The sequence below is a fragment of the Aromatoleum sp. genome (genome assembly GCF_032027225.1).
In the GTDB taxonomy this organism is placed as follows: domain Bacteria; phylum Pseudomonadota; class Gammaproteobacteria; order Burkholderiales; family Rhodocyclaceae; genus Aromatoleum.
The window spans coordinates 390,901-413,875 of sequence record NZ_JAVSMM010000001.1; the positions used below are offsets into that span (position 1 = coordinate 390,901).

Genomic DNA, 22,975 nt, shown 5'->3' on the forward strand with positions numbered 1-22,975 from the left:
CAAAACGGTGGGCGGAAATCAGAGCGTGTGGGTTGGGCGGTTCGAGCCGAGGTGGCCGGCGAGGATCTGCTCGATGCGGCCGCGCAGCGCCTTGCCCGATTCGTCGGCGCTGAAATGGACGCCGATTCCCTGCGTCTTGCCGCCCTGCGCACCATGCGGCGTGATCCACGCGACGGTGGCCGCGACCGGATGCTTCGTCGGGTCGTCCATCAATTGCAGCAGCATGAACACTTCGTCGCCGAGCTGGTGAGGCCGCGGCGTCGGCACGAAAATGCCGCCATTCGCAAGAAACGGCATATAGGCGGCATAGAGCGCGGATTTCGAGTTGATGTTCAGCGACAGCACGCTCGGGCGCGCGACGCTGGGTTTGGCTTCACTCATGGTCGGGGTCCGGTCACCGCGCGCGCATAGCGCAGGAGCATGTCTTCGAGCATCAGTCGGGCGTTCAGCGGATGCTGTGCGACCCGGCGAATGCTGGCGAGTTCATTGTAGCAGCCGAGCACCGACGCGACCGTCGAGCGCGGCGCCAACGCGGACAGCGTGCCCTCTTCTCCGGGGAAAAAGCGGATCCGCCCGCCGAGCCGCAGCGACGCGAGGTCGGTGACCCAGCGTTGCATCCAGTCGACGAGCTGCACGATGCCGAAGCCGGCCGCGAGCGCCTCCTTCGATTTGAGCCACGCGTCCCACTGCCCGGCGAGTTTCAGCGGGTCGCCCGCAGGCAGCTGTGCAAGATCGCGGACGAAGCGTGCGCGCAGCGTCGAGGCTCCCCGCCCCGCAAGGCGTTGCGCGGCGAGCGGCATGCCGCCGGTCAGCGCGAGGAGGTCGTCATCGGCCCCGTCCTGCGCATTCATCCACTGCGCGAGGGCGTCCGCCGTGGGTCGGGTAAAGGTCCACTGCTGGCACCGGCTCCGGATGGTGGGCAGCAGGCGGCGCGGCGCTGAGGAGACGAGCACGAAGATGCAGCCTTCCGGCGGTTCCTCGAGAAGCTTCAGCAGCGCGTTCGCAGTGAACGGATTCATTGCCTCGGCCGGGTCGACGACGACCACCCGCCGGCTGCTCTGATGGCCGGTCACCGCGACCGATTGCTGCAGGTCGCGAATCTGCTCGATGACGATCTGCGACGACTTCTTCTTCCCGGAGTCGGGCTCGCGCTCGCCGCCGTCCCGGGCGTCGTCGCTGTCGCCGCTATCGGCGTCGGCGGCCGGCACCAGCGTGAAGAGATCCGGGTGATTTCCGGACAGGCGCAACTGGCACGCAGCGCACCGGCCGCAGGCGTGACCGTCCGAACCGGGCGTCGAGCACAGCAGGTGTGCCGCAAGGGCTTCGGCGAGTTCACGCTTGCCGAGACCGGCAGGTCCGACGAAGAGCAACGCGTGCGGCAGCCGCTGCCCGAGTTCGCAAAGCCGTTGCCACGTGTCGTGCAGCCACGGGTAAATCATCCGAAGCAGCGCTCCTCGACGATGGCGGCGACCTCGGCGCGGACTGCTTCCGGCGGGAGATCCGCGGAAACGACACGGATCCGCTGCGGCGCCATCCGCGCGCGTTCGAGGTACGCGGCGCGCACCCGCTCGAAGAAATCAAGCTGTTCGCGTTCGAAGCGATCCGGGCTCGCGCCGGTATTCGCGACCCGCGCCGCCGCGACTGCCGGCGGCAGGTCGAAGACGAGGGTCAGATCGGGCTGGAATCCCGGGTGCACCCACGCTTCGAGCGCGGCGAACTTCGCGGGATCGAGGCCGCGGCCGCCGACCTGGTACGCATAGGTCGCGTCGGTGAAGCGGTCGGACACGACCCAGCGCCCCGCCGCGAGCGCCGGCAGGATGCGCGCGGCGAGATGTTCGCGGCGTGCGGCGAACATCAGCATCGCCTCGGTTTCGAGATCCATCGGCTCGTGCAGCAGGAGTTCCCTCAGGCGCTCCCCGAGCGCGGTTCCGCCGGGTTCGCGCGTCTGATCGACGTCACAGCCACGCGTGCGCAGCAGGTCGACGACCGCCGCGATCTGGCTGCTCTTGCCTGCGCCGTCGATGCCTTCGAAGGTGATGAAGCGCCCGCGCGCCTGCGTCTGACTCAACTGCCTGCTCTCCGCTGATATTGGTTGACCGCCCGGTTATGGTCGTTGAGGTTCGTCGAGAACACGCTCGTACCGTCGCCGCGCGACACGAAGTAGAGGTATTCGGTCGTCGCCGGCTTGACCGCTGCATTCAGCGATTCGAGCCCCGGCATCGCGATCGGCGTCGGCGGCAAACCGGGCCGCGTGTAGGTGTTGTACTCGTGGTCGCTTTCGAGGTCGCGCTTGCGCAAGTTGCCGTCGAACGCTTCGCCGTGCCCGTAGATCACCGCCGGGTCGGTCTGCAGCCGCATGCCGATGCGCAGGCGATTGACGAACACGGACGCGACCAGCTCGCGATCCTCGGGGCGGCCGGTCTCCTTCTCGACGATGGACGCGAGGATCAGCGCTTCGTACGGCGACGCGAGCGGCAAGTCGGGATTGCGCGCTTCCCAGATCTGCGCGAGCCGCTCGTGCATCGCACGGTACGCACGCGCAAGGACCGCGAGCGAGCTCGACTGCTTGTCGAAGAGGTAGGTGTCCGGAAAGAAGAGCCCCTCCGGATGGGATTCGGTCGCACCGATCCGCTGCAGGATCTCGGCGTCCGAAAGGCCGACCGTGTCCTGCGCGAGATCCGGGCTCGCCTCGAGCGCCGCCCGCACCTGCCGGAAGTTCCACCCCTCGACAAAGCGCAGTTCGCCCTGCGACACGTCGCCGCTCGACAGCTTGAGGATCAGCTGCCACGGCGTCACGCCCGCGTGCACTTCGTAGCTCCCCGCGAGGATGCGATCGCCCTTGCCGCTGAGCCGTGCGATCCAGTAGAGCACTCGCGGGTCCACCTCGACGCCGGCGCGGGCGATCGCGGTCGCTGCCTGGCGCATCGTGTAACCCCGCTGGACCGTGAAATCGACGGCCGGCTCCGCGAGCGGCAGCGGCCGGTTCGCGTACCAGAAGACGGCCGCGGTCACGCCGGCGATCACGAGCGCAAGAACGAAAAACAACTTCAGGAACAGGGATTTCATTCGAGACAGAACAATTCGGGCCGAATCGGTTTGCCGGGGCGGTTTCGGCCCCGGCGGCCAGGAAAGGGGCCCTATAATACTTCATCGCTTTCCCCGACTCAGGCCAAACCGACATGAACCCGACCTGGACCGAATACCTGACCGAACAAGGCGCTTCGCTCGACGGCGCCGACATCCGTTTCGCCGCTCCCGACACCGAAGCCCGCTCGCTCGCGTCGGGCACGGTCGTCGTGCCGCTAGTGCATCTGGGCCTGATCCGCAGCCGCGGCGACGACTCGGCGAGCTTCCTCCACAACCTGCTGTCGAACGAAGTCAAGAACCTCGCGCCGGACCTCGCGCAGTGGACGAGCTTCAATTCCCCGAAGGGCAGGATGCTCGCGAGCATCCTGCTGTGGCGCGAGTCCGACGCCCACGTGCTCGCGGTCTCCGCCGACATCCAGCCCGCGCTGCTGAAGAAGCTTTCGATGTACGTGCTGCGCAGCAAGGTCAAGCTCACCGATGCGGACGCCGATACGGTGCTGATCGGTGTGAGCGGCGCCGGCGCCGATCGGGTTCTCACCGCGGCCGGGCTCGCGCTGCCGGCGGCCCGCATGGCGCAGACCGTCGCCGGTGAAGCGCGCTGCATTCGCGTGGACGACAACAACGCGATCGTCGCGCTTCCGGGCGCCGAAGCGCCGCGGGTGTTCGACGCGCTTGTCGCGGCCGGCGCCGTGAAGGCCGGAACCGCGACCTGGGAGCTCGCGATGATCCGGGCCGGCGTGCCGCTGATCACCACCGCGACGCAGGAGGAATTCGTCGCACAGATGATCAATTACGAAGTCATCGGCGGCGTGAATTTCCAGAAAGGCTGCTATCCGGGCCAGGAGATCGTCGCGCGCACGCAGTACCTCGGCAAGCTGAAGAAGCGCATGTACCGCGTCCACTTCACCGGCGACGCGCTTCCCGCGGCCGGTGCGGATCTCTACACCGCCGAGTTCGGCGAGCAATCGGCCGGGAAGCTCGTGAACGTCGTGCCGGCCCCGGACGGCGGCTTCGAGGCGCTCGCGGTGATGCAGATGAGTTCGGCCGACGGCGACGTGCGTGTCGGCAGCCCCGCGGGACCGCGGCTGTCCTTTCTCGATCTCCCGTACGCGCTGCCCTGAGCCATGACCGAGAGTGGAGCGGGCCCTACCCATTACTTCATCTATTACCGCGTGCGCGCCGACGCGGCGCTTGCCCGGGCGACGGTGCGCGCGATGCAAGCGAGTCTCGCGACGCGGACCGGCGTCGCGGGTCGCCTGCTGGAACGTTGCGGCGACGACGCGACATGGATGGAAATCTACGAATCCGTCACGGATCCGGCGGTCTTCGAAGCCGCGCTGGACAGCAAGATCGAGGCCCACAAGCTCGCCGCGCTGATCGAACCGGGCTCGACTCGCCATCTCGAACGTTTCGTCGAATGTGCCTGATCGTCGTCGGCTGGCACGCCCACCCCGACTACCCGCTGGTCGTCGCCGCGAACCGCGATGAATATCTCGCGCGCCCCGCGGTGCCCGCGCATTGGTGGACCGATTTCCCGGATCTGCTCGCCGGCCGCGATCTCGAAGCCGGCGGCACCTGGATGGGCCTCGCCCGCAACGGGCGCTTCGCCGCACTGACGAACTACCGCGACCCGACGTTTCACCGTGCCGGCGTTCCGTCGCGCGGCGCGCTCGTGCGGGATTGCCTCGTCGCCACGGGTGACGCCGAGTCGACCTTGCGCGGAATCGCCGCGGTCAGCGCGACCTACGCGCCGTTCAATCTGCTCGTCGGCGACGGCACGTCGCTGGGGATCCACGAGAGCACGACCGGCGCCGTCCGTCTGCTCGAACCCGGCGTGTACGGCTTGTCGAACCACCTGCTCGACACGCCCTGGCTGAAAGTCCGGCTCGCCCGGGCGCGCTTCGCCGCCGCCCTCGCCGAGTTGCCCGACAATGCGGCATTTCTCGCGCTGCTGCGAGACGACGTCGTGGCCGAGGATCTGCACTTGCCGGAAACCGGTGTGAGCCGGGAATGGGAGCGCTGGCTGTCGCCCGCCTACATCCGCGCGCCGGGCTACGGCACGCGTTGCTCGACGGTGATCGCCGTGCATCGCGACGGGAGCGCGCGGTTCCGCGAATGGACCTGGAACGAGCGCGGCGAACTCTCGGGCGAAGTGGTGCACACGTTCGGGATGCTCCGGGACGGGTGATCGCGCGGCTCGGCCGCAGCTCGCATTTACTGCCGCATCGAGCTCTTTTCGTTGCATCGCGACGGATTCTTCGCGGTTCGATTCGCGGCGGGTGACTACTCGCGACTGATTCTTCGCGCTTCGTCCTTCGTGCCTCCCTCTCCCGGCTCGTTCCTCGCTCCCGCTCCTCGCCCGCGGGCGCTCATTCCTCGATATCGACGACGGTCCCGGCCGGCACGAGGTCGAACAGCTCGATGACGTCGCTGTTGCGCATCCGGATGCAGCCGTGCGAGCGCGCGACGCCCATCGGCTGGTCGTCGCCGGTACCGTGGATGTAGATGTAGCGGCGCATCGAGTCGACGTTGCCGAGCCTGTTGCGCCCGGGCTCGCAACCACACAGCCACAGGATGCGCGACAGGATCCAGTCGCGATCGGGATGCGCCGCGGCGAACTCCGGCGTCCACACTTCGCCGGTCGGCCGCCGCCCGCGAAAGGCCGCTCCCGGCGTCGCGCCGGCGCCGATCCGTGCGCGAATGCGGTGGCGACCGCGCGGCGTGCGGTGGCTGCCCTGCTCTTCGCCGGGCCCGTTCGCAGCGGTCGAGATCCGATAGCGACGGATGCAGGCGCCGTCGGGCGCGTACAAGTCCAGCGTCTGCCGCGCGATGCTGACGTGAATCCGCATCGGCTTACGCGAGCAGCGTGCGACGCCGCCGCGCGGCGAAGAAACCGGAGAGCAGGCTGCCGCATTCGTCGGCGAGCACGCCGCCGGAAATCTGTGCGTGGTGGTTCAGGCGCAGCTCGGCGAAAAGGTCGATGACGCTGCCGGCGACGCCGGTCTTCGGGTCGCGCGCGCCATAGACGACGCGAGCGATGCGCGAATGCATGATCGCGCCGCTGCACATCGCACACGGCTCGAGCGTCACGTAGAGCTCGCAGCCCGGCAAGCGGTAATTACTTAGCCGCGTCCCGGCGTCGCGCAGCGCCATGACTTCCGCGTGCGCGGTCGGATCGTTGCGGCCGATCGGCTGATTGAAGCCGCGGCCGACGATCTCGCCATCGAGCACGACGACCGCGCCGACCGGCACCTCGTCGCAGCTCCCCGCGATCCGCGCCTGCTCCAGCGCCGCGCGCATGAAATCTTCGTCTTTCATCGAATCCGCCTCCAGGCCGCGCAGTTTACTTGAGCGGCCGGAGTCATTGTGAAGCGCGGGCGTTGCGAGCGCAGCCAGTCCGCGTCAACGTCTCAGCGTCGCGTTCAACGTGATTTCAGGAACGCTCGCGAGCGCCTTCGACAACGGACAGTCGCGTTTGGCCCCCTCGGCGATCTCGCGGAACTTCGCCTCGTCGATTCCGGGGACGGTCGCTTCCAGCGTCAGCGCGATGCGGTCGATCGCGAAGCCTTCCCCCTGCTTGACGAGTCTCACGCTTGCCGAGGTGTCCACCGCGGTGGTCGCGAAGCCGGCCTTGTCGCAGGCGAACGAGAACGCCATCGTGAAGCAGGCCGCGTGCGCCGCGCCGACGAGTTCTTCCGGGTTCGTGCCGCGGCGGTCGTCTTCGAAGCGGCTGCCGAAGCCATACGGGTAGTCCTTCAGCGCGTCGGTCTCGGTGCTGATGCGTCCTTGGCCCTGCTTGCCCTGGCCTTCCCAGTGGACGGTGGCTTTCTTTTCGATCATCTCGTGCTCCTTATCGGTGCGAATTCGATTCCCCGGCTCCCGAGCCTGTTTGCACCGGGCGTCGCAAGATCGGACGCGTGTCGGAAACCGTTTGCTGACGAGCCGGACCCTGTCGCGACCGGCCGCGCGATTCGAAGCAAGGACGACTCCCGGAGGAAACCTCGCCGGGACAAGAGATCGAGAAGTGATACGTGCGGAGCGCCGCGAGGCCAAAGCCGCCCCGGGGGGCGCGGTGCGGTTTCATGTCGGCCCGCTCTGCGGAGAAGAACGTGCACTCCGCATCTGACGCGCGCCTGCCTTTACCCGCCAGCACGCGCAAACGCAAAAATCCGGCGTCCCGGCAGAGCCGGACGCCGGATTCGATGCGGAAAAGCGTCAGTGGCGAATCAGGCCGCCGCAAGCGCCTTGTCGCGCTTCGCCTTCAGGCGCTGCGCGGTCTTCTCGGCGCCGACGATGAAGCGGTTGTGCTTGCCGCGGGCGACTTCCTCGAGCGCGTCGCGCGCGGTGAATTCGAGGGTCACGGCCGGCCCATTGACTTCGGTCACCGTCACGGTGATCTCGATCCACATGCCGAGCAGCGTCGCGCCGACGTGGTCGAGTTCGACGCGCGTGCCGACCGAATCCTTGCCCGCGTCGATGTTTTCCAGCAGCAGGTCGCGGCACACGACTTCGATGTCGTACAGCAGCGCCGGCGTCGAATAGACGCGGCAGTCGTCGCCGATGAAGCCGATCGTGCGCGCCTGGTCGATGTCGTAACGCCGCGTCGAGGTCAGTCCTGCCTTCAGTGTTTCGCTCATTTCAAGTCCTCCTTGGATGTCGTTTGGCGACCGGCCGAGCGCGGACGGTCGCCGGTGGGTATCACGAATTGCGTTTGCGGATCGCGTCGCCATCGAGGCGAGCTTCGACGTAACGGGCCAGCGCGCGCGTGCCGCGACCGCAGTTGCGGAACACACAGACGCCCTGGTCCATCAGCCGCGCGGCCATCGCGTCGTAGAGCACGCCGCCGTCGACGATGCCGATGACCGGCTTGTCGTTGTCGGCGACGAGCGGCGGGTAGATATGCACCGTGCCTTTCGGATCGGACAGGTCGTGCCCGGGGCGCAGCTTGCTCGATTCGAGGCCCCGGATCGCCGGTGCGGTCGGGTCGAGTCCGACGACGACCGCGTCGATGTTCGGATCGTCGAGGAAGGCCTGCGTGACCTGCAGGTGCGCGTCGTCGTCCGCGCCCGGGTTGATGTCGATCGGGTTGCGCACTTCGACGAGCGCATCGAGGCGTTTCGCCGCAAGAATCTCGCCGACGCGTCGGACGGTTTCCTGTTCCAGCGCGCCCATCTCGAGCGAGAAGTTGTCCGACTCGATCGAATCGGCGATGCCGACCGCCTCGAAACCCGCGCCGCTGATGCCGCCGACGCGCGGACCGACCTTCTTGTGGTGCAGCGCGCCGGCGATGTAGAAGAGATCGTCGAAGGCTTCGAAATCCTCGGCGACGATCGCGCCGGCCTGGCGCAGCACCGAGTCGGCGAGTTGCCAGTCGCCTGCAATCGACGCGGTATGGCCCATCACGCCGCCCGCTCCGGCGGCGGTGCGGGCCGACTTGTAGACGACGACCTGCTTGCCATTGCGCACCGCGCGCCGCACCGCCTTCGCGAAGTCGAGGCCGTCACCGTCGCGGAAGCCCTCGATGTAGAGGCCGATCGTCTCGATCTCGGCGCGTTCGGCGAAGTATGCGAGCAGGTCGCCATGCGTGAGGTCGGTCTGGTTGCCGAGCGCGAGCATGTAGCGCGGGTCGAGCCACGGGTTGCGCGACAGCCGCGTGATCATGAACGCGCCGCTCTGGCTCAGCATTACGGAGTTGCGCACCGGCTTCTTCTGCGGCTTCGGCAGGCGCTCGAGCGGGATGAACCACGAGTCGTAGCCGCCCGCGTGCGAGACGACGCCGAGGCAGTTCGCACCGAGGAACACCGGTCCGCCACCCGGCCGACCGTGCGCGGCATTGATCCGTTCGGCGAGCTTCGCGGCCGGCTCGCGGCTCTTCGCCGTTTCGCCGAGGCCGCCGGGGATCAGCATCACCGACTCGACGGCGTCGCTTTCGATGATCTCGTCGACGAGGTCGTACACCGCGTCCGCGGCGACCGCGACGATCAGCAGATCGAGCTTGCCGTCGAGCGCGCGCAGCCCTTCGACGCAGCGCACGCCGTCGATCTCGGCTTCACCGGGCTTGAGGATCGTCAGCTGCTCCTTCGGATAGCCGCTGCCGACCAGATTATTCAGGATGATGCGGCCGAAGTTCATGCTCGTCGCCGACACGCCGATGACGCCGATCGACTTCGGATGGATCAGCTTGTCGATCTTGTGGATCGGGCGCGGCAGCCGTCCCGCAGCCCGGGCGCCGAATTCGCAGCCCCCGGAAGCGACTGTCGGCCGCTTGTTGAACTGCACCCCGTCGAGCTGTAGCGAGCGAAGCACGAACGGCGCGTCGGGGTTCGCGGCGGAGAATTCGCATCCGAGGCCGATCATCAGCCCGAAGCAGAACTCCAGCACATGGTCCGGCGGGCGGCGCTCATCGCGCTGCGCGATCGCCGCCATCTTGCGGTAGGCGACCGTGCGGCGGAAGAGGCGCAGAAAGTCCGCCGCATCGGTCAATTCGACCGACGCCGAGACCTTCGCCCGGTCCTTGCGGAAGTTCGATGCATCGAGCTCGGCGTCGAGTCCGCCGCTGCCCACGGACAGCACGACGCCGAATTCGCGGGTGTTGGTCAGCTCGATGCGCAGGTCCACGCCACCGGGCGCGCCTTCGGCGAGCGCGGCGCCGAAGCTCTCGACGAAGCGTGCGATTTCCGCCGGGTTCAGCGTGTCCCGCCCTTCCGCGGCGGCGCTGCGCAACAGCTCTCCCAGTACAACGTTGACCGTGGCGCCCGGGCTGACTCTCGACCGATCGTTCATGCAATTGTCTCCGTTATCGTTTTTGTCCGGCTCGGGGCCGGCGGTTGCAGTCGCTCAAGCCGTCGCTTTCGGCCGCTTGTCGATGACGCGCTTCGCCTTGCCGACCTGGGTGCGCTCGATGCGCTCCGTTTCGAGCACATGGACGTCGGCGCTGACGCCGATGCTGCTCTTGATCTGGTGGCGGACCTCGGTCGCAATCGCCGCGCGCTGGCGCTCGTTCAGCACCTCGGACAGGTCGTGCCGCACTTCGGCGAGCACCGTCAGCTCGTCCATGTGGTGCTCGCGCGTGATCTGCAGCTGGTAGTGCCCGCACAGCGCTTCGTGCTTCAGCAAGATCTCCTCGATCTGCGTCGGGAACACGTTCACGCCACGGATGATCAGCATGTCGTCGCTGCGGCCGGTGATCTTGCCCATCCGCCGCATCGTCCGCGCGGTGCCGGGCAGCAGCATCGTCAGGTCGCGCGTGCGGTAGCGGATGATCGGCAGCGCCTCCTTCGTCAGCGACGTGAACACGAGCTCGCCCGGCTCGCCGTCGGGCAGGACCTCGCCAGTCTGCGGATCGACGATCTCGGGGTAGAAGAAATCTTCCCAGATGTGCGGGCCGTCCTTCGTCTCGATGCACTCGCACGCGACGCCGGGACCGGCAACTTCCGACAGGCCGTAGATATCGATCGCGTCGATCCCGAGCCGGGTCTCGATCTCGCGGCGCATCTCGTTCGTCCACGGCTCGGCGCCGAACACGCCGACCCGCAGCGAGCAACTCGCCGGGTCGACGCCGACGCGCTGCAGCTCGTCGGCGACGATCAGCATGTACGAGGGCGTGGCCATCATGATCGTCGGGCGGAACTCGCGGATCAGCTGCACCTGCTTCTCGGTGTTGCCACCGCTCATCGGGATCACGGTAGCGCCGAGATATTCGCCGCCGTAGTGCGCGCCGAGGCCGCCGGTGAAGAGGCCGTAGCCGTACGAGTTCAGGATGATGTCGTCGCGCGTGCCGCCGGCCGCTCTCAACGAGCGCGCCATCGCCGAGGCCCACATCGTGATGTCGTTCTTCGTGTAGCCGACGACGGTCGGCAGGCCGGTCGTGCCCGAGGACGCGTGCACCCGCACGACGTCGCGCATCGGCACCGCGAACATCCCGTATGGGTAGTTGTCGCGCAGGTCCTTCTTCGTCGTGAAGGGGAAGCGCGCGAGGTCGGACAGTTGCTTCAGGTCCGACGGATGCACGCCGGCGGCGTCGAACGACGCGCGATAGTGCGGCACGTTGTCGTACGCATGCTGCAGCGACCACTTCATACGTTCGAGTTGCAGCGCGGCGATCTCGTCGCGGCTCGCGGTTTCGATCGCGTCCAGCCCGTCGCGCCCGGACTCCCAGTTTTGTCTAGCAACCATGTGCCTGCTCCGAAAAGCGTTGAATGAACTGCATGTTCTCGACGACCTTGCCCTGGATGTGCTCGATCTGCTCTGGTGAGAGGTGGCGGAAACGTCCCATCACTTTCAGGTATTCGGTGACCGGCAACGGATCGTCGACCGGTTTGGTGAAGTGCAGCCCGTCCTGCGGGGTGAATTCCCACAGCATCACGAAATTGGTCTCGACGGCCTTGCGCGCGACTTCCATGTTCTGGTCCGACGGGAAGCGCCAGCCCGTCGTGCAGGGCGAATACACATGCACGTACGCGAAGCCGCGCTTCGACGCTTCGAGCGCCTTGTCGATCTTTTCGTAGAGATCCTCCATGTACGCGGTCGATGCGGTCGCGACGTACGCGCAGCGGTGGTTCACCATGATCAGCGGCAGGTTCTTCGCGTCCTGCGTCTTGCCCTGCGACGGCAGCCCCGCGGAGCACCCGACGCCGACGGGCGTCGTCGACGTCCAGGCGCCGTACGGCGTGCAGCTCGAACGCTGCATCCCGGTGTTCATGTAGCCCTCGTTGTCGACGACCATGAACAGCATCTGCTCGCCGCGCTCGGCCGCACCCGACAGCGACTGGAAGCCGACGTCGGATGCGCCGCCGTCACCCGCGATCGCGAGCGCCGTGACGTCGCGTCCCATTCGCTTGAACTGACGCTTGACACCGGCGAGCATCGACGCAGTGTTCGTCAGCAGCGGATGGAACACCGGGACCTTCGTGCCGGTCGTGCCGTTGAAGCCGACCGAACCCATGCCGGGGACGCAGCCCGGCGGCGTCGCGAGGACGGTGTCGGGGCCGACGCGGCGCAGCGTGTGGCGCATCAGGAGCTCGGTGTTGCAGCCCTGGCAGCCGGCGAGGCCCGGCGCGAAGAGGTCTTCCCAGTCGCCGACTTCGTTGTAGATGTTCGCCGTCGTCACGTATTTCAGCGCGCCCTTGCTGCACACCGGCACGCAGGCCGGCTTGCCGTCGCAGGTGTCGCACTTCGACACGTGGCCGCTCACTTCATCGAGCGCGATGCCGCCGTACGCACAGCCGACGGTGCACAACAGGCAGTCGACGCATTTCGACGCGTCCCAGCCGATGACGCCGGTGTCGCCGTCCTTGTTCAGCGCGCCGGCGGGGCAGACGCTGACACATTTCGGATCGCCGCACTGGCGGCACATCGCCAGTTCGAACGCCTTCTCGCGACCGACGATCTGGATGCGCGAACGCGCGACGTCGTCGGTGCCGGTCTTGGCCTGCGCACAGGCCCTCATGCAGTCGCCGCAACCGTCGCACTTGGCGGGGTCGAAGGCGATCGTGCTGAATGCTCTTCCCATCATTTGCTCCTTGCCGGCGCGCCGGCATCACGTCGGCCTTCGCTGCGCTCACGCCGACCTACGATTCGTCCGCTTGCGCTCATCGCCACGTCCTCGACATGATTTCGCGGCCGACCTCGAGCGGGTTTTCGATGAAGCGGTCGCGGATTTCGGTGAGGTCGATGCGGCGCACGATCAGCTGCCACATGATTCCGCCGTCGAAGTACTCGTTGATGCCGAAGATGCCGGTCAGCCGCCCGCCGTCGAAGATGATCTTCAGGTAGCGGCCGTTCGCCTCGTCGAAGCGCGTCACGACGTCGCCGCCTTCGGGGACTTCGCTGCTGCCGACCGAGATCGCGTGGCGGCCGAAGAAGTGGTAGGTGTTCAGCGGCACGCCGCCGGCGTAGGCCTTGATGCCGGGGTCCTCGGCCATCGCCATGCCGGCGATGCGGCCCTGCTCGGTCGCCGACGGCAGGATCGCGTTGACCTGCTTGCGGGGCGCGAAGAAGTGCTTCGCCTGCGCGCAGTCGCCGGCTGCCCAGACGTTGTCGATGCTGGTCCGCATCTGGTCGTCGACGACGATGCCCTGCTCGAACGCGATGCCCGATCCGTTCAGGTAGCCGACGTCCGGCTTCACGCCGGTCGCGACGAGCAGCAGGTCGGCGGCGAGCGTGTCGCCGTTCGCGAGCGTCACCGTCGCGCCGGTTGCCGACTTCGCCAGGCCGACGACGCGGCTGCCGGTCAGCACCGTCGCGCCCGCTTCGCGGAACGCCGCTTCGATCAGGCCCGACGCAGCGGCGTCGAAATAGCCGCCGAGCACCGTCGGGCCCATCTCGACGATCGTGACTTTCGCGCCGGCCTTCACGAGGTTCTCCGCCGCGTGCATCCCGACGAGCCCGCCGCCGAGCACGACTGCGTTGTTCGCGCCGGCGATCGCCGCGTTGAGCCCGGTCGCGTCGTCGAGCGTGCGCAGCACGTGGTAGTCGACGCTGTCGATGCCGGGGATCGGCGGAATCACCGGCGACGCGCCGGTTGCGAGCAGCAGTTTTTCGTAGCCGAGCGTGGAACCGTCGGCGAGCTGGGCGGTGTTCGCGTCGGCGTGCAGCACGGCGAGGCCGGCGCTGCGGCGGAAGCTGACGTTGTTGCGCTCGAAGAAGTCCTCGTCGCGCAGGAACACGCGCTCGGGCGCCGATTTGCCCGACACGACGTAGGGCAGCACCGTCGGCGAGTACGGCAGGTGGGCGTCGCGCGTGACGACCGTCAGGCTGCCTTCGGCGTCGTGCATGCGGATCGCGTTGATCGCTTCGAGCGCCGCGTGGCTGCTGCCGACGATCAGGTATTTCGTTTGTTCGATCACTCTGTCCATGATTCCGCCGTCCTCAGTCGTTCTCGTTCAGCCAGACGGGTTCCGACGGCATCGGGCCGGTCAGCAGCGCTTCGGTCTCGTCGATGACGCGGTGGAAATGTCCGGTCGTGATGTCCGCGCCGGCAAGGCCGCCGATGAAGCTCATTGACGGCAGGTGCCGGCCGAGCCGGTACAGCACGCCGAGCGTCTCCTGGTACATCGGGCCGCAATTCCAGCGGAAGCCGACCGAGCGGTCGACCACGCCGAGCGCGCGTACGCGGCCGAGCGCGTTCTGCAGCGCTTCGATCGGGAACGGGCTGAAGGTCTTGATCTTGATGAGGCCGACTCGCTTGCCGGCGTCGCGGGCCTCGTCGACCGCGTCCTTCGCGGCGCCCGTCATGCTGCCGAGCGTCATGATCGCGAAGTCCGCATCGTCCATCCGGTACTCCTCGACGAGCGGCGCGAAGCGGCGACCGAAGCGCTGCTCCCATTCGTCGTGGATTTCCTCGACCACCCGCAGCGCGTTCTGCATGCCGCGGCACTGGCTCTTGCGATAGCGCACGAAGGTCGAGGGCCCCTTGCCGCCGGCGCCGCCGGTCAGCGGGTCGACCGCCATCGGGCGCAGCGGATCGAGGGCGACGTGCCAGTTGACGTCCTTCGGTCCCATGAACGCGTCGACATCGGCCTGATCGGGCAGCTCGACGCGGGACGCGCCGTACGACAGGTAGTTGCCGTCGAGGCAGATGTTCACCGGCAGCATCACGTCGTGGTGCTCGGCGATCTTGAACGCCATGATCGTCGTGTCGAGCACTTCCTGGACGGTCTCGCAGTAGATCTGCACCCAGCCGACCTCGCGCACCGTCATCGCGTCCTGGTGTCCGCCCCACACGCACTGCGGCGTGATGCCGTCGCGAGTGACGATCGACATCACGATCGGCAGACGCATGCCCGACGTGCGGAAATAGGGCTCGAACATGAACGCGAGGCCGGGACCGCAGGTCGCGGTATAAGTCCGCGCGCCCGCGAGCGCGCCGCCTTGCAGCACCGACAGCACCGAATGCTCGCCTTCGGCATCGACGATGTCGGCGTCCATCTTGCCGTCGGCGATCAGCTTCGCGACGTGCTCGACCAGCGATGACTGCGGCGTGATCGGGTACACCGCGACCATGTCGGGCCGCGCCAGCGCGACCGCGAGCGCCGCGGCCTCGTTGCCTTCGCAGAGAATGGCTTTGGGCTTGCGCCGGGCTTCCGCGCCGGCCGGCTTTTCGAGCGTATCGATGCTCACTGTGCCTCCCCGATCATCGTGATCGCCCCGTGCGGGCACTCGGTGGCGCAGATGCCACAGCCCTTGCAGGTCTTGAGATTGAAGTCGAACCACGCGGCGTGCTCTTCGACGCACTGCACCGGGCAGTACAGCCAGCACACCGCGCACTTCACGCATTTGTCGCGATCGACGACCGGCCGCACGCTGCGCCAGTCGCCCGGCAGCATCGGACTGACCTCGGTCGCGACCGGACAGAGGTCGTCCGGAACCTTCGCCTTCTCGAGGTTGAACAGCGGGTAGCTGTGACGCCGGGTCATGCGGCGGCCCTCCTTTCGACCTGGTGGACGACCGTCTCGGCGTAGCCGCGCTCCAGCGCGGTCATGTTCTGCGCGAGGCCGGCGTCGCGGAAGTCGGAGTCCTCGAGCGCGCGCTTCAACGCGTCGAGCGACACGACGCCGGTGGTGCGCGCGAACGCGCCGAGCATCAGCGTGTTGGTGATCGGGCGCCTGAAGATCTCCAGCGCGATGCGCACCGCGTCGCACAGACCGACGGTGCCGACGGTATCGGGAAGCACCAACTCCGCGAGCGGCTTGTGCGTCGTCTGCACCAGCGTCCCGCCCGGCTTCAAGCCGGCAAAAATATCGACCGACTTCGTCAGCGTCGGGTCGACGCAGATGATGCAATCGGGATGGTAAATATTGGTCAGCTGGCGGATTTCGCGATCGCTCGCGCGGAGATAGGACACCACCGGAGCGCCGCGCCGTTCGAAACCGAACGACGGGATCGACACCGCGTACTTGCCCTCCTCGACCAGCGCCGCGGCCAGAATGCCCGACGCCAGCACCGACCCCTGGCCGCCGCGGCCATGGAACCGAACTTCGTACATCTCGTCTCCTCCTGCTTGGCAGGCACGCACCTGCCTGGGCGCGTGTTGTCGTTTGTTGCAGTACTTCCGTTTGTCCCGTCCGGCCGACCGGCCGCGGGAGGTCCTTCCACTTCCGGCCGCTCGTCGTCGGCCTTCATTTCACCCGTGCCGACCGGCCAGCCGGCACAGGCGTCTCTCGTCTAGGGGTTGGGTGGGAGATCTATCTGCCTTGGTCGCGCGTCAGCCCGCGCCGCCCCAGCCGGGCCGCGCAGCCGGACCCGAAACGCCGCGCCCACGCACCGGTTGATGTTTCAGCTCGAGCCCCTGCGTGAAGGCGGCGCGGCGGATCAGCGTGTATTTCAGGAGCCAGCCGGCAGCGACGGCGAGCACGCCCGCGGCGGCAATCGCGACCACCGAACCGGGGAAGCCGAGGATGCCGACTCCGAGCAGCAGCGCCGGAGCGAGCGCGCCGCCGACGACGACGCGCTGGTCGATCGCGGCCAGCGCACGCAGGCTGCCGGTCGGCGCGCCGGAAGACCGCAGCGCCCGGACATAAGCGCGCCAAGCGAGTACGCGAACCAGCAGCAGCAAGAGCACGCCGGCGACGAGGCCCGTACGGGACGCAACGCCGAGGCCGATCCACGGCGCCGCGACCGCGAGGAGTCCCGCCCCTTCGGCGAGTCCGGTCGCGAACACCAGAGGGCGGCAGGCCGGATGCCGCCACGCCGGAATTCCCTTGTCTGCGTTCAGGATGCGCGCCTGGCTATAGACGAAAGCCGCGCCCGCAAGTCCGGCGAGCACAGTTGCGATGACGCTGTTCGTCAGGAACGCGAGTGCGCCGAGCCCGAAAACGACCGGTGCGACGAGCGCTTCGCGCGTCATCCACGACGTCTTGATGTGCCGATAGACGTTCATCGCGCGCAGCGGCCGCCCGATCTCTAACCAGACGCAGGTCAGGCCGATGCCGATCAGCGCCATGCCCGCGACGAGCAACGCGCGCACGTTGGTGCCAGCGAGGCTCAGCAGCGCCGCGGCGAACAGCAGCCCGCCGCCCGCGCCGCCGCAGATGAAGTTGGAGGCCGCGCGCCAGTCCCAGTTCTGCTGCAGCCGCGGGCTCGCGCCGCCGCCGGCCTTGAATGTCTTCGCTTTCATGCGCGGCGCCTCACTTCTTGTCCCAGATGTAATACACGCCCGGCCCGGTGCCGAGATCCTCGTGCATGCGGAAATGCTCGGTCTCGGCGAGCAGCTTGCTCACCTTGCTTTCCGGGTCGTCGATGTCGCCGAAGCTCATCGCGCCCGAGATGCAGGAATTGACGCAGGCGGGCGTGACCTCGGGGTCGCGGCCGGGCACCTGCCCGGTCTTCGCCGCCAGATCGATGCGGTCGATGCAGAAGGTGCACTTCGTCGCGACCGAGACACGGGCCGGGTCGAAGCGGACCTCCTCCGACTTGATCGGCTTGTCGCCGTACGCGAATCGCACCTCGTCCACGATCGAGCGCGCCTCATACGGACAGGCCATCACGCAGTTCGCGCAGCCGATGCAGACGTCGTAGTCGATCGCGACCAGGCCGTCGGGCCGCTTCGTCGTCGCCGAGGTCGGGCAGACCTCCTCGCACGGCGGCTCGTCGCAGTGCATGCACGCGACCGGCATGAAACTGCGGCGCACGTCGGGGAATTCGCCCGTTTCGAGGTCGAGCACGCGCCGCCACTGCACGCCCGGCGGGGTCGCGTTCGCGTTCTTGCACGCGGCGGTACAGGTCTGACAGCCGACGCAGCGGCGCAAATCGATCGCCATCACATAACGGGTCATACGACCTCCTGCCGAGCCGTCTCAAGGGATGTCGCCGCTCCCTTGGGGGGGTGAAGCCGGGATTTCGGGGAGCGCCGCTCCCCGCCGGCGAAACGGGCCGGCTGTGCAAAGCCGGCACTGCCGAGTGCAGCGCTGGAAGCGCAAGCGTGGGGGCTCATCAGTTGCTCCTTTCGACGCGGCGCAGGGCGACGCGGACGATGTCGGCCCCGGAACCAGTCGCGTCGGTCAGCTCCATCGACATCGGCGCGATCGTGTTCAGGCTCGGCATGCCGAAGTCCTTCGCGAACGGCGTCGCCCAGTGGTCGAACTGACCGACGATCACCAGCGTGTCGGGACGCACGCCCTGCACCAGCACCGCGTCCCCGTAGGTCGCGCCGATGTGCGAGCGGATCTCGACGCGGTCGCCCTCGGCGATGCCGAGGCCCTTCGCGGTCTTCGCGTTCATGATCACCCCGGTGTGGCCGCGGACGTTCTGCGAGACCTCGCGCATCAGCGCGATCGAGGTGTTGCCGCCGGCGTGGTACTGCATGCTCTTCGTCGCGAGCAGCCACAGCGGGAAGTCTTCCGGCTTCGCTCCGGCATTGACGAGCTGCTGCACCCAGCGCCCCGGCACGTCGTGCCATTCGGGCAGCGCCATGTATTCGGAGAGCTGCTCGTCCCACCAGTGGGCGTTGCTCTCGTGCAGGCGGTTGCGCAGCTCGCGCCCCACGCGCAACAGGCGCTCCTGGTACGGCATCTCGTAGCGCAGCCCATTCTTTTCGAGCGTCGGCGTCAGGTACCAGTCGAGCTTCGACATCGGCACGGTGTAGAAGCCGTGCTCCTTGAACCATTCGAGATCGTGCGTCTCGGCGCCGTTCGACAGGCTCGCAGACGATGCCTTGCAGACCGCGTCCCAGATTTCCTCGACGCCGTGCTCGACCTCTTTGTCGAGGCTGAAGTCGTAGTGCTCCCCCTTCAGCGGCGCGCCGCCGCCCGCGCCCCGATTCAGCGCGTTGTTGTAGCCTTCGAGCAGCCCGGTCCGCTTCGCGAGTTCGGTCGTGATCCACGTGAAGTCGCGCGTGTCGCCCTGCGGTTCAACCGCCGGCTGGCGCAGCACGACGCCCCGGTGCTCCCAGAACTGCTCGATGAACTTCGTGCCGCCGACCTTGATCATCTGCAGCGACTCGAGGTCGGTTGCCTCGGGCAGCAGCAGGTCCGCGGTCCAGTTCGTTTCGTCCAGCGTGTAGGCGAAGCACACCGTGAAAGGAAACTTCGCGATCGTGTCGACCAGCGTCGGCGTGTCCCAGAACGAGATCGCCGGGTTCGAGCGGTAGACGATCCACACGTCGGGCGTCGTCGGCGGGGCCATGTTCCAGTCTTCCGGCACCTCGCGCTGGAACATCCACGCGAGTTGCGTCGGTCCGAGCGCCTGACTCCAGGCGGTATTGCCGACGATGGGCACAAGGGTGCGGTGCAGGTTGCGGCCCGTCGGCTGCGCGACCCAGTGCGCCTTGTCGGTCGGGTTGAACTTCTGCGCCATGAAGCCGTCTTCGCCGGCGATGACGCTCTGGTGGCGGTCGTCCTGCGGGCGGTTCAGGCGCACGGTCGTGCCGAGCGTGCCGCCGGGATTTTCGAGCGCGCCGACGAGGGTCGCGAGCAAGGTGCGCGCCCAGCAGCATTCGAACGCGCCCCAGCCGTTATTGACCGACTTGCCGAGCGAGACGGCGACCGGGCGCAGCGGCAGCGTCTTGCCATCGATCTCGATCGTCTCGCCGATGCACGCGTTCTCGAGGTATTCGTTGGCGATGCGGCGAATCGTCTCGGCCGGCACGTCGCAGATCTCCGCCGCCCATTCCGGCGTGTACTTGCGCATGTGCTCGACGAGCATCGTGTAGGCCGTCGTCCCTTCGACGTCGCCGAGTTCGCGGCGCTCGTCATCGGCGTCGATACTGATCGCTCCGCTGACGCGGAAACGCCCGACGAGCGCCGGCACGGTGCGCGGCGTGTCGAACGGCACCGCTTCGCCGGTGACGATGTCGCGGATCAGCGGCTTCGACGTCGCGGCGTCGCGCAGATACAGCCCGTCGGGGCCAACGAGGTAGGGCGACGAGGTGCGGTCACGCAGGAACGGGATGTCGAGCGATTCGACGCCGCGCTCGCAGACGAGCACGTGGATCAGCGCGAACATGAACGCCGGGTCGGTTTTCGGCCGGATCGGCACCCATTCCGCGGAGCACGCGCCGGTGATCGACAGGTGCGGCTCGACCTGCACGCGCTTGTAGCCGCGCACACGAGCATCGGCGTGCCGCGTCACCGCACAGGGACCGCCGGTGACTTCGACGTTCGCGCCGATCGAGATCACGTAGCGCGCGAGCGGCGTGTCGGCCGCGACCGTGAAGGCGCGATGCCAGAACTCGCCGTACAGGTGCTCGGAATGCACGCACTTGACGCCCTGGCCCGAGCCGAAGCTGTAGTCGATCGGTCCCCACGCTGCGAGGAACGCCGGCAGCGTCCCCATGTACATGCCCGGCGTGCCGCCGTGGCCGAAGCTCGCGGCGAGCCGCGGCAAGCCGGACTCGTCGACCACGCCTTTCTCCCGCGTCGCGCGCAGCTTCGCAGCGACCATGTCGAGCGCCTCGTCCCACGAGATCGGCACGAAACCCGGGTCCTCGTTGCGGCCCTTCTTCGGGTTCGTCCGCTTCATCGGCTGCAGCACGCGATGCGGGTTGTACGTCTTCTGCACGAGACCGTAGGCCTTCACGCAGACGCGTCCGCGCGCCGGATGCACGTTCTCGGCGGCGAAGTTCGGCTCGATCTCGGTTGCGACGCCGTCCTCGACCTTCACATTCATGAAGTCGGGCCCGGAGACGCAGTTGTAACAGTAGGTCGGGACTCTCTTTACCGACCGAGGACTTGCATTCGACATGCTTCCCCCGTTGCCTCTTAGTGAACCCGTTGCGGATGTGAATAGACGCTGTGGCGCTCGCCGCGGGCGAAGCCGATCAGCGTGACGCCGGCCTGCTGCGCGACGCGAACCGCCATGCCAGTCGGCGCGGACACTGCCGCGACGACACCGATGCCGACCGACGCGGCCTTCTGCACGATCTCGTAGCTCGCACGGCTCGTCATCAGCAGGAAGCCTTCGGCAAACGAGCGGTGTTGCGCGGCCGCGGCGCCGATGAGCTTGTCGAGCGCGTTGTGGCGGCCGACGTCCTCGCGCACCAGCTCGACGCTTCCGTCTGCGCGGCACCACGCGGCGCCGTGGACCGCGCCAGTCAATTCGAAAAGATGCTGCAGCGAACGCAGCTCACGCTGCGCGCGGTTCAGTGCGCCCGCCTCGATCATGCCGGCCGGCGCGACACGCCCAACCGGACGGGCGGCGAGCTGGTCGAGACTTTCGATGCCGCACAGCCCGCAACCGGTGCGCCCCGCAAGCGCCCGACGGCGCCGGCGCAGCTCGGCGAAGCGCTCGCCGGCGAGGTGCATTCGCACCTCGGTCCCGGCCGCGTGCTCGACGACCTCCAGGTCGTAGATCTCGGCCGCCTCGCGCACGATGCCTTCGGTCAGGCTGAAGCCGAGCGCGAAGTCCTCGAGGTCCTGCGGCGTCGCCATCATCACTGCGTGCGAGAAACCGTTGTAGACGAGCGCGACCGGAACCTCTTCGGCGACCGTGTCTTCGCTTGCCGTCGCGCCGTCGCCGACCCAACGCTCGACGTCGTATCTGCCATGCGCTTCCGCCATCGACTCGAAACCTTGCATTTGCACACCTCGCGACTGCTTCGACACGTCCGGGATTCGCCGGGGGCCACCCGCGACCTCTGGAATTAACGATACAAATGCATCGATAAGTGGTCAAGGTTTTTGTATCACATTCGACAGAATTCTTCGCAGAGGTTGACCTGGATCAAAAGACGCCAAAAACAAACGGCGCGGACCCCGCTCAGACCATCACGGAACAGGGTCGCAACGGTTTCTGGAATCACGTTCTGGACGCTAGAATCGCCGGGCATCGAAGACCTCGGCGCCCCTACCCCATCGACTCTGACGGTGACAAACAATGAAAAGCCGATTTCTCGAGCAATGGATCGACGACTACCTGGCGGAGCGCCGCGTACGCGCGAATTCGCTGATCATCACGATCTACGGCGACTTCATCGCGCCGCACGGCGGCACCGTCTGGCTGGGGAGTTTCATCCGCCTCGTCGAGCCGCTCGGCCTCAACGAGCGGATGGTGCGCACCAGCGTCTATCGACTGTCACAGGACAAATGGCTGGTGTCGGAGCAGATCGGGCGCAAGAGCTATTACAGCCTCACCGCGTCGGGCCGTCGCCGTTTCGAACAGGCGTACCGGCGCATCTACGACGACCGCCAGGAAGTCTGGAACGGCGAATGGCAGTTGGTGATCATGCCCGCGAGTTTCGGCGGCGCGCAGCGCGATACCTTGCGCAAGGAGCTGTCGTGGGCGGGTTTCGGCGCGGTCGCGCCGACGGTGCTTGCGCACCCTTCGGCCAGCAGCGACACGCTACTCGAGATCCTTCAGGACACCGGGGCGCACGACAAGGTCGTCGCGATGACCTCGACGACGATCGGCGCGCTGTCTGGCCGGCCGCTGCAGGATCTCGCGCTCGAGTGCTGGAACCTCGAAGAGATCGGTGGGAAGTACCGAGAATTCATCGACCGTCTGCGCCCGGTGCTGCGCACGCTGCGCAGCACCCGCAATCTCGATCCGGAACAATGCTTTCTCGTGCAGGCACTGACGATGCACGAATTCCGCCGCACGCTGCTGCACGACCCGCTGCTGCCCGACCAGCTGATGCCCAACGACTGGAGCGGCGCGGTCGCGCGCGAACTCTGCCGTGACGTCTATCGCCTGACCTTCAGCCTCGCACAGCAACACCTGATGGCGGTGTGCGAGACGCCGAACGGCCCGCTGCCTCCCGCCGCACCCTACTTCTACGAGCGTTTCGGCGGCCTGGAAAAGGCGACGGCCGACCTGACGGTCGACCAGACTTACTGATCCGGAGAGGGATCGAGACCTCGAGGCCGGAGCGGATCGAGGAGTTGCCGCAGAGCGTGGTCCGCCACACCCGAACGAACTCTAAGAAGCGGGTCCCGACGGCGCTCGATGGCCGCCT

At 67.4% G+C, this 22,975-nt stretch carries 23 protein-coding genes; 4 read left to right on the top strand and 19 right to left on the bottom strand.

Annotated features, from left to right (window positions below; translation table 11 throughout):
• Positions 1 to 18: 18 nt before the first annotated feature.
• The 4 genes from ROZ37_RS01905 to mltG are packed head-to-tail and all read right to left on the bottom strand — an operon-like array spanning position 19 to position 3,066.
• Entirely contained in the window at positions 19 to 381 is a 363-nt protein-coding gene (locus tag ROZ37_RS01905) for a PilZ domain-containing protein (protein WP_312657039.1), read from the bottom strand.
• On the bottom strand, positions 378 to 1,439 hold the full coding sequence (holB, locus tag ROZ37_RS01910) for a DNA polymerase III subunit delta' (protein ID WP_312657042.1): 1,062 nt from the start codon (positions 1,437 to 1,439) through the stop codon (positions 378 to 380). Before holB ends, ROZ37_RS01905 begins: the two co-directional genes overlap by 4 nt.
• On the bottom strand, positions 1,436 to 2,068 hold the full coding sequence (tmk, locus tag ROZ37_RS01915; RefSeq protein ID WP_312657044.1) for a dTMP kinase: 633 nt from the start codon (positions 2,066 to 2,068) through the stop codon (positions 1,436 to 1,438). Before tmk ends, holB begins: the two co-directional genes overlap by 4 nt.
• Positions 2,065 to 3,066 (bottom strand): endolytic transglycosylase MltG, encoded by a 1,002-nt coding sequence (gene mltG / locus ROZ37_RS01920; protein WP_312657046.1) that lies wholly within the window; start codon positions 3,064 to 3,066, stop codon positions 2,065 to 2,067. Before mltG ends, tmk begins: the two co-directional genes overlap by 4 nt.
• Positions 3,067 to 3,179: 113 nt before the next feature.
• Between mltG and ROZ37_RS01925 the strand changes: the two genes are divergently transcribed.
• From ROZ37_RS01925 to ROZ37_RS01935, 3 genes are read left to right on the top strand one after another with little or no spacing between them, the layout of a single operon-like run.
• Positions 3,180 to 4,208 (top strand): folate-binding protein, encoded by a 1,029-nt coding sequence (locus tag ROZ37_RS01925; protein ID WP_312657047.1) that lies wholly within the window; start codon positions 3,180 to 3,182, stop codon positions 4,206 to 4,208.
• A 3-nt stretch (positions 4,209 to 4,211) separates the two neighbouring features.
• Positions 4,212 to 4,514: a DUF4936 family protein gene (locus ROZ37_RS01930; RefSeq protein ID WP_312657048.1), complete on the top strand. Its 303-nt coding sequence runs from the start codon at positions 4,212 to 4,214 to the stop codon at positions 4,512 to 4,514.
• Positions 4,505 to 5,275 carry an NRDE family protein gene (locus ROZ37_RS01935; protein ID WP_312657049.1) on the top strand — a complete coding sequence of 257 codons (771 nt, stop codon included), beginning with the start codon at positions 4,505 to 4,507 and terminating at the stop codon, positions 5,273 to 5,275. The genes ROZ37_RS01930 and ROZ37_RS01935 overlap by 10 nt, the downstream gene beginning before the upstream one ends.
• Positions 5,276 to 5,456: 181 nt before the next feature.
• Here ROZ37_RS01935 and ROZ37_RS01940 read toward each other — a convergent pair whose 3' ends face one another.
• The 15 genes from ROZ37_RS01940 to fdhD all read right to left on the bottom strand — a co-directional run bounded on the left by ROZ37_RS01940 (position 5,457) and on the right by fdhD (position 21,599).
• Positions 5,457 to 5,936 carry a L,D-transpeptidase gene (locus ROZ37_RS01940; RefSeq protein WP_312657050.1) on the bottom strand — a complete coding sequence of 160 codons (480 nt, stop codon included), beginning with the start codon at positions 5,934 to 5,936 and terminating at the stop codon, positions 5,457 to 5,459.
• Between the two features lie 4 nt (positions 5,937 to 5,940).
• Positions 5,941 to 6,405 (bottom strand): tRNA adenosine(34) deaminase TadA, encoded by a 465-nt coding sequence (tadA, locus tag ROZ37_RS01945; protein ID WP_312657052.1) that lies wholly within the window; start codon positions 6,403 to 6,405, stop codon positions 5,941 to 5,943.
• A gap of 84 nt (positions 6,406 to 6,489) precedes the next feature.
• A complete protein-coding gene (locus ROZ37_RS01950; protein ID WP_312657054.1) occupies positions 6,490 to 6,927 on the bottom strand; it encodes an OsmC family protein in 438 nt (145 codons plus the stop codon).
• A 386-nt stretch (positions 6,928 to 7,313) separates the two neighbouring features.
• Positions 7,314 to 7,724: a thioesterase, FlK family gene (locus tag ROZ37_RS01955; protein ID WP_312657056.1), complete on the bottom strand. Its 411-nt coding sequence runs from the start codon at positions 7,722 to 7,724 to the stop codon at positions 7,314 to 7,316.
• A 61-nt stretch (positions 7,725 to 7,785) separates the two neighbouring features.
• Positions 7,786 to 9,870: a CoA-binding protein gene (locus ROZ37_RS01960; RefSeq protein WP_312657058.1), complete on the bottom strand. Its 2,085-nt coding sequence runs from the start codon at positions 9,868 to 9,870 to the stop codon at positions 7,786 to 7,788.
• Between the two features lie 54 nt (positions 9,871 to 9,924).
• Complete coding sequence (paaK, locus tag ROZ37_RS01965) at positions 9,925 to 11,262, bottom strand: phenylacetate--CoA ligase PaaK (protein WP_312657060.1); 1,338 nt, start codon at positions 11,260 to 11,262, stop codon at positions 9,925 to 9,927.
• On the bottom strand, positions 11,252 to 12,598 hold the full coding sequence (gene padI, locus ROZ37_RS01970) for an NADH-dependent phenylglyoxylate dehydrogenase subunit beta (RefSeq protein WP_312657487.1): 1,347 nt from the start codon (positions 12,596 to 12,598) through the stop codon (positions 11,252 to 11,254). Before padI ends, paaK begins: the two co-directional genes overlap by 11 nt.
• A 79-nt stretch (positions 12,599 to 12,677) precedes the next feature.
• Positions 12,678 to 13,943 (bottom strand): NADH-dependent phenylglyoxylate dehydrogenase subunit epsilon, encoded by a 1,266-nt coding sequence (gene padH, locus ROZ37_RS01975; protein ID WP_312657062.1) that lies wholly within the window; start codon positions 13,941 to 13,943, stop codon positions 12,678 to 12,680.
• 13 nt (positions 13,944 to 13,956) lie between these two features.
• Positions 13,957 to 15,207, bottom strand: a complete 1,251-nt coding sequence (gene padG, locus ROZ37_RS01980) for an NADH-dependent phenylglyoxylate dehydrogenase subunit alpha (RefSeq protein WP_312657064.1) — start codon at positions 15,205 to 15,207, stop codon at positions 13,957 to 13,959.
• Positions 15,204 to 15,503 (bottom strand): NADH-dependent phenylglyoxylate dehydrogenase subunit delta, encoded by a 300-nt coding sequence (gene padF / locus ROZ37_RS01985; protein WP_312657066.1) that lies wholly within the window; start codon positions 15,501 to 15,503, stop codon positions 15,204 to 15,206. Before padF ends, padG begins: the two co-directional genes overlap by 4 nt.
• The gene (gene padE / locus ROZ37_RS01990; protein ID WP_312657068.1) at positions 15,500 to 16,072 is read right to left on the bottom strand and encodes an NADH-dependent phenylglyoxylate dehydrogenase subunit gamma; all 573 of its coding nucleotides are present in this window, start codon (positions 16,070 to 16,072) and stop codon (positions 15,500 to 15,502) included. The genes padF and padE overlap by 4 nt, the downstream gene beginning before the upstream one ends.
• 219 nt (positions 16,073 to 16,291) lie before the next feature.
• A complete protein-coding gene (locus tag ROZ37_RS01995) occupies positions 16,292 to 17,203 on the bottom strand; it encodes a DmsC/YnfH family molybdoenzyme membrane anchor subunit (RefSeq protein WP_312657070.1) in 912 nt (303 codons plus the stop codon).
• A gap of 10 nt (positions 17,204 to 17,213) precedes the next feature.
• On the bottom strand, positions 17,214 to 17,861 hold the full coding sequence (locus ROZ37_RS02000) for a 4Fe-4S dicluster domain-containing protein (protein ID WP_312657072.1): 648 nt from the start codon (positions 17,859 to 17,861) through the stop codon (positions 17,214 to 17,216).
• 157 nt (positions 17,862 to 18,018) lie between these two features.
• Positions 18,019 to 20,766, bottom strand: a complete 2,748-nt coding sequence (locus tag ROZ37_RS02005) for a molybdopterin-dependent oxidoreductase (protein WP_312657074.1) — start codon at positions 20,764 to 20,766, stop codon at positions 18,019 to 18,021.
• Positions 20,767 to 20,783: 17 nt separating this feature from the next.
• Positions 20,784 to 21,599: a formate dehydrogenase accessory sulfurtransferase FdhD gene (fdhD, locus tag ROZ37_RS02010; protein WP_312657077.1), complete on the bottom strand. Its 816-nt coding sequence runs from the start codon at positions 21,597 to 21,599 to the stop codon at positions 20,784 to 20,786.
• A 298-nt stretch (positions 21,600 to 21,897) separates the two neighbouring features.
• Between fdhD and paaX the strand changes: the two genes are divergently transcribed.
• Positions 21,898 to 22,857 carry a phenylacetic acid degradation operon negative regulatory protein PaaX gene (paaX, locus tag ROZ37_RS02015; protein WP_312657079.1) on the top strand — a complete coding sequence of 320 codons (960 nt, stop codon included), beginning with the start codon at positions 21,898 to 21,900 and terminating at the stop codon, positions 22,855 to 22,857.
• The last annotated feature ends 118 nt before the right edge of the window (positions 22,858 to 22,975 follow it).

Bases quoted from the DNA above. Each gene is read 5' to 3' on its own strand.
- ROZ37_RS01995 (WP_312657070.1), bottom strand. From the start codon at position 17,203: ATGAAAGCGAAGACATTCAAGGCCGGCGGCGGCGCGAGCCCGCGGCTG.
- ROZ37_RS01940 (WP_312657050.1), bottom strand. From the start codon at position 5,936: ATGCGGATTCACGTCAGCATCGCGCGGCAGACGCTGGACTTGTACGCG.
- paaK (WP_312657060.1), bottom strand. From the start codon at position 11,262: ATGGTTGCTAGACAAAACTGGGAGTCCGGGCGCGACGGGCTGGACGCG.
- padE (WP_312657068.1), bottom strand. From the start codon at position 16,072: ATGTACGAAGTTCGGTTCCATGGCCGCGGCGGCCAGGGGTCGGTGCTG.
- paaX (WP_312657079.1), top strand. From the start codon at position 21,898: ATGAAAAGCCGATTTCTCGAGCAATGGATCGACGACTACCTGGCGGAG.
- mltG (WP_312657046.1), bottom strand. From the start codon at position 3,066: ATGAAATCCCTGTTCCTGAAGTTGTTTTTCGTTCTTGCGCTCGTGATC.
- ROZ37_RS01950 (WP_312657054.1), bottom strand. From the start codon at position 6,927: ATGATCGAAAAGAAAGCCACCGTCCACTGGGAAGGCCAGGGCAAGCAG.
- tadA (WP_312657052.1), bottom strand. From the start codon at position 6,405: ATGAAAGACGAAGATTTCATGCGCGCGGCGCTGGAGCAGGCGCGGATC.
- padH (WP_312657062.1), bottom strand. From the start codon at position 13,943: ATGGACAGAGTGATCGAACAAACGAAATACCTGATCGTCGGCAGCAGC.
- ROZ37_RS01930 (WP_312657048.1), top strand. From the start codon at position 4,212: ATGACCGAGAGTGGAGCGGGCCCTACCCATTACTTCATCTATTACCGC.
- ROZ37_RS01955 (WP_312657056.1), bottom strand. From the start codon at position 7,724: ATGAGCGAAACACTGAAGGCAGGACTGACCTCGACGCGGCGTTACGAC.
- holB (WP_312657042.1), bottom strand. From the start codon at position 1,439: ATGATTTACCCGTGGCTGCACGACACGTGGCAACGGCTTTGCGAACTC.
- ROZ37_RS02000 (WP_312657072.1), bottom strand. From the start codon at position 17,861: ATGACCCGTTATGTGATGGCGATCGATTTGCGCCGCTGCGTCGGCTGT.
- ROZ37_RS01935 (WP_312657049.1), top strand. From the start codon at position 4,505: ATGTGCCTGATCGTCGTCGGCTGGCACGCCCACCCCGACTACCCGCTG.
- padF (WP_312657066.1), bottom strand. From the start codon at position 15,503: ATGACCCGGCGTCACAGCTACCCGCTGTTCAACCTCGAGAAGGCGAAG.
- fdhD (WP_312657077.1), bottom strand. From the start codon at position 21,599: ATGCAAGGTTTCGAGTCGATGGCGGAAGCGCATGGCAGATACGACGTC.
- ROZ37_RS01905 (WP_312657039.1), bottom strand. From the start codon at position 381: ATGAGTGAAGCCAAACCCAGCGTCGCGCGCCCGAGCGTGCTGTCGCTG.
- ROZ37_RS02005 (WP_312657074.1), bottom strand. From the start codon at position 20,766: ATGTCGAATGCAAGTCCTCGGTCGGTAAAGAGAGTCCCGACCTACTGT.
- padI (WP_312657487.1), bottom strand. From the start codon at position 12,598: ATGGGAAGAGCATTCAGCACGATCGCCTTCGACCCCGCCAAGTGCGAC.
- ROZ37_RS01960 (WP_312657058.1), bottom strand. From the start codon at position 9,870: ATGAACGATCGGTCGAGAGTCAGCCCGGGCGCCACGGTCAACGTTGTA.
- ROZ37_RS01925 (WP_312657047.1), top strand. From the start codon at position 3,180: ATGAACCCGACCTGGACCGAATACCTGACCGAACAAGGCGCTTCGCTC.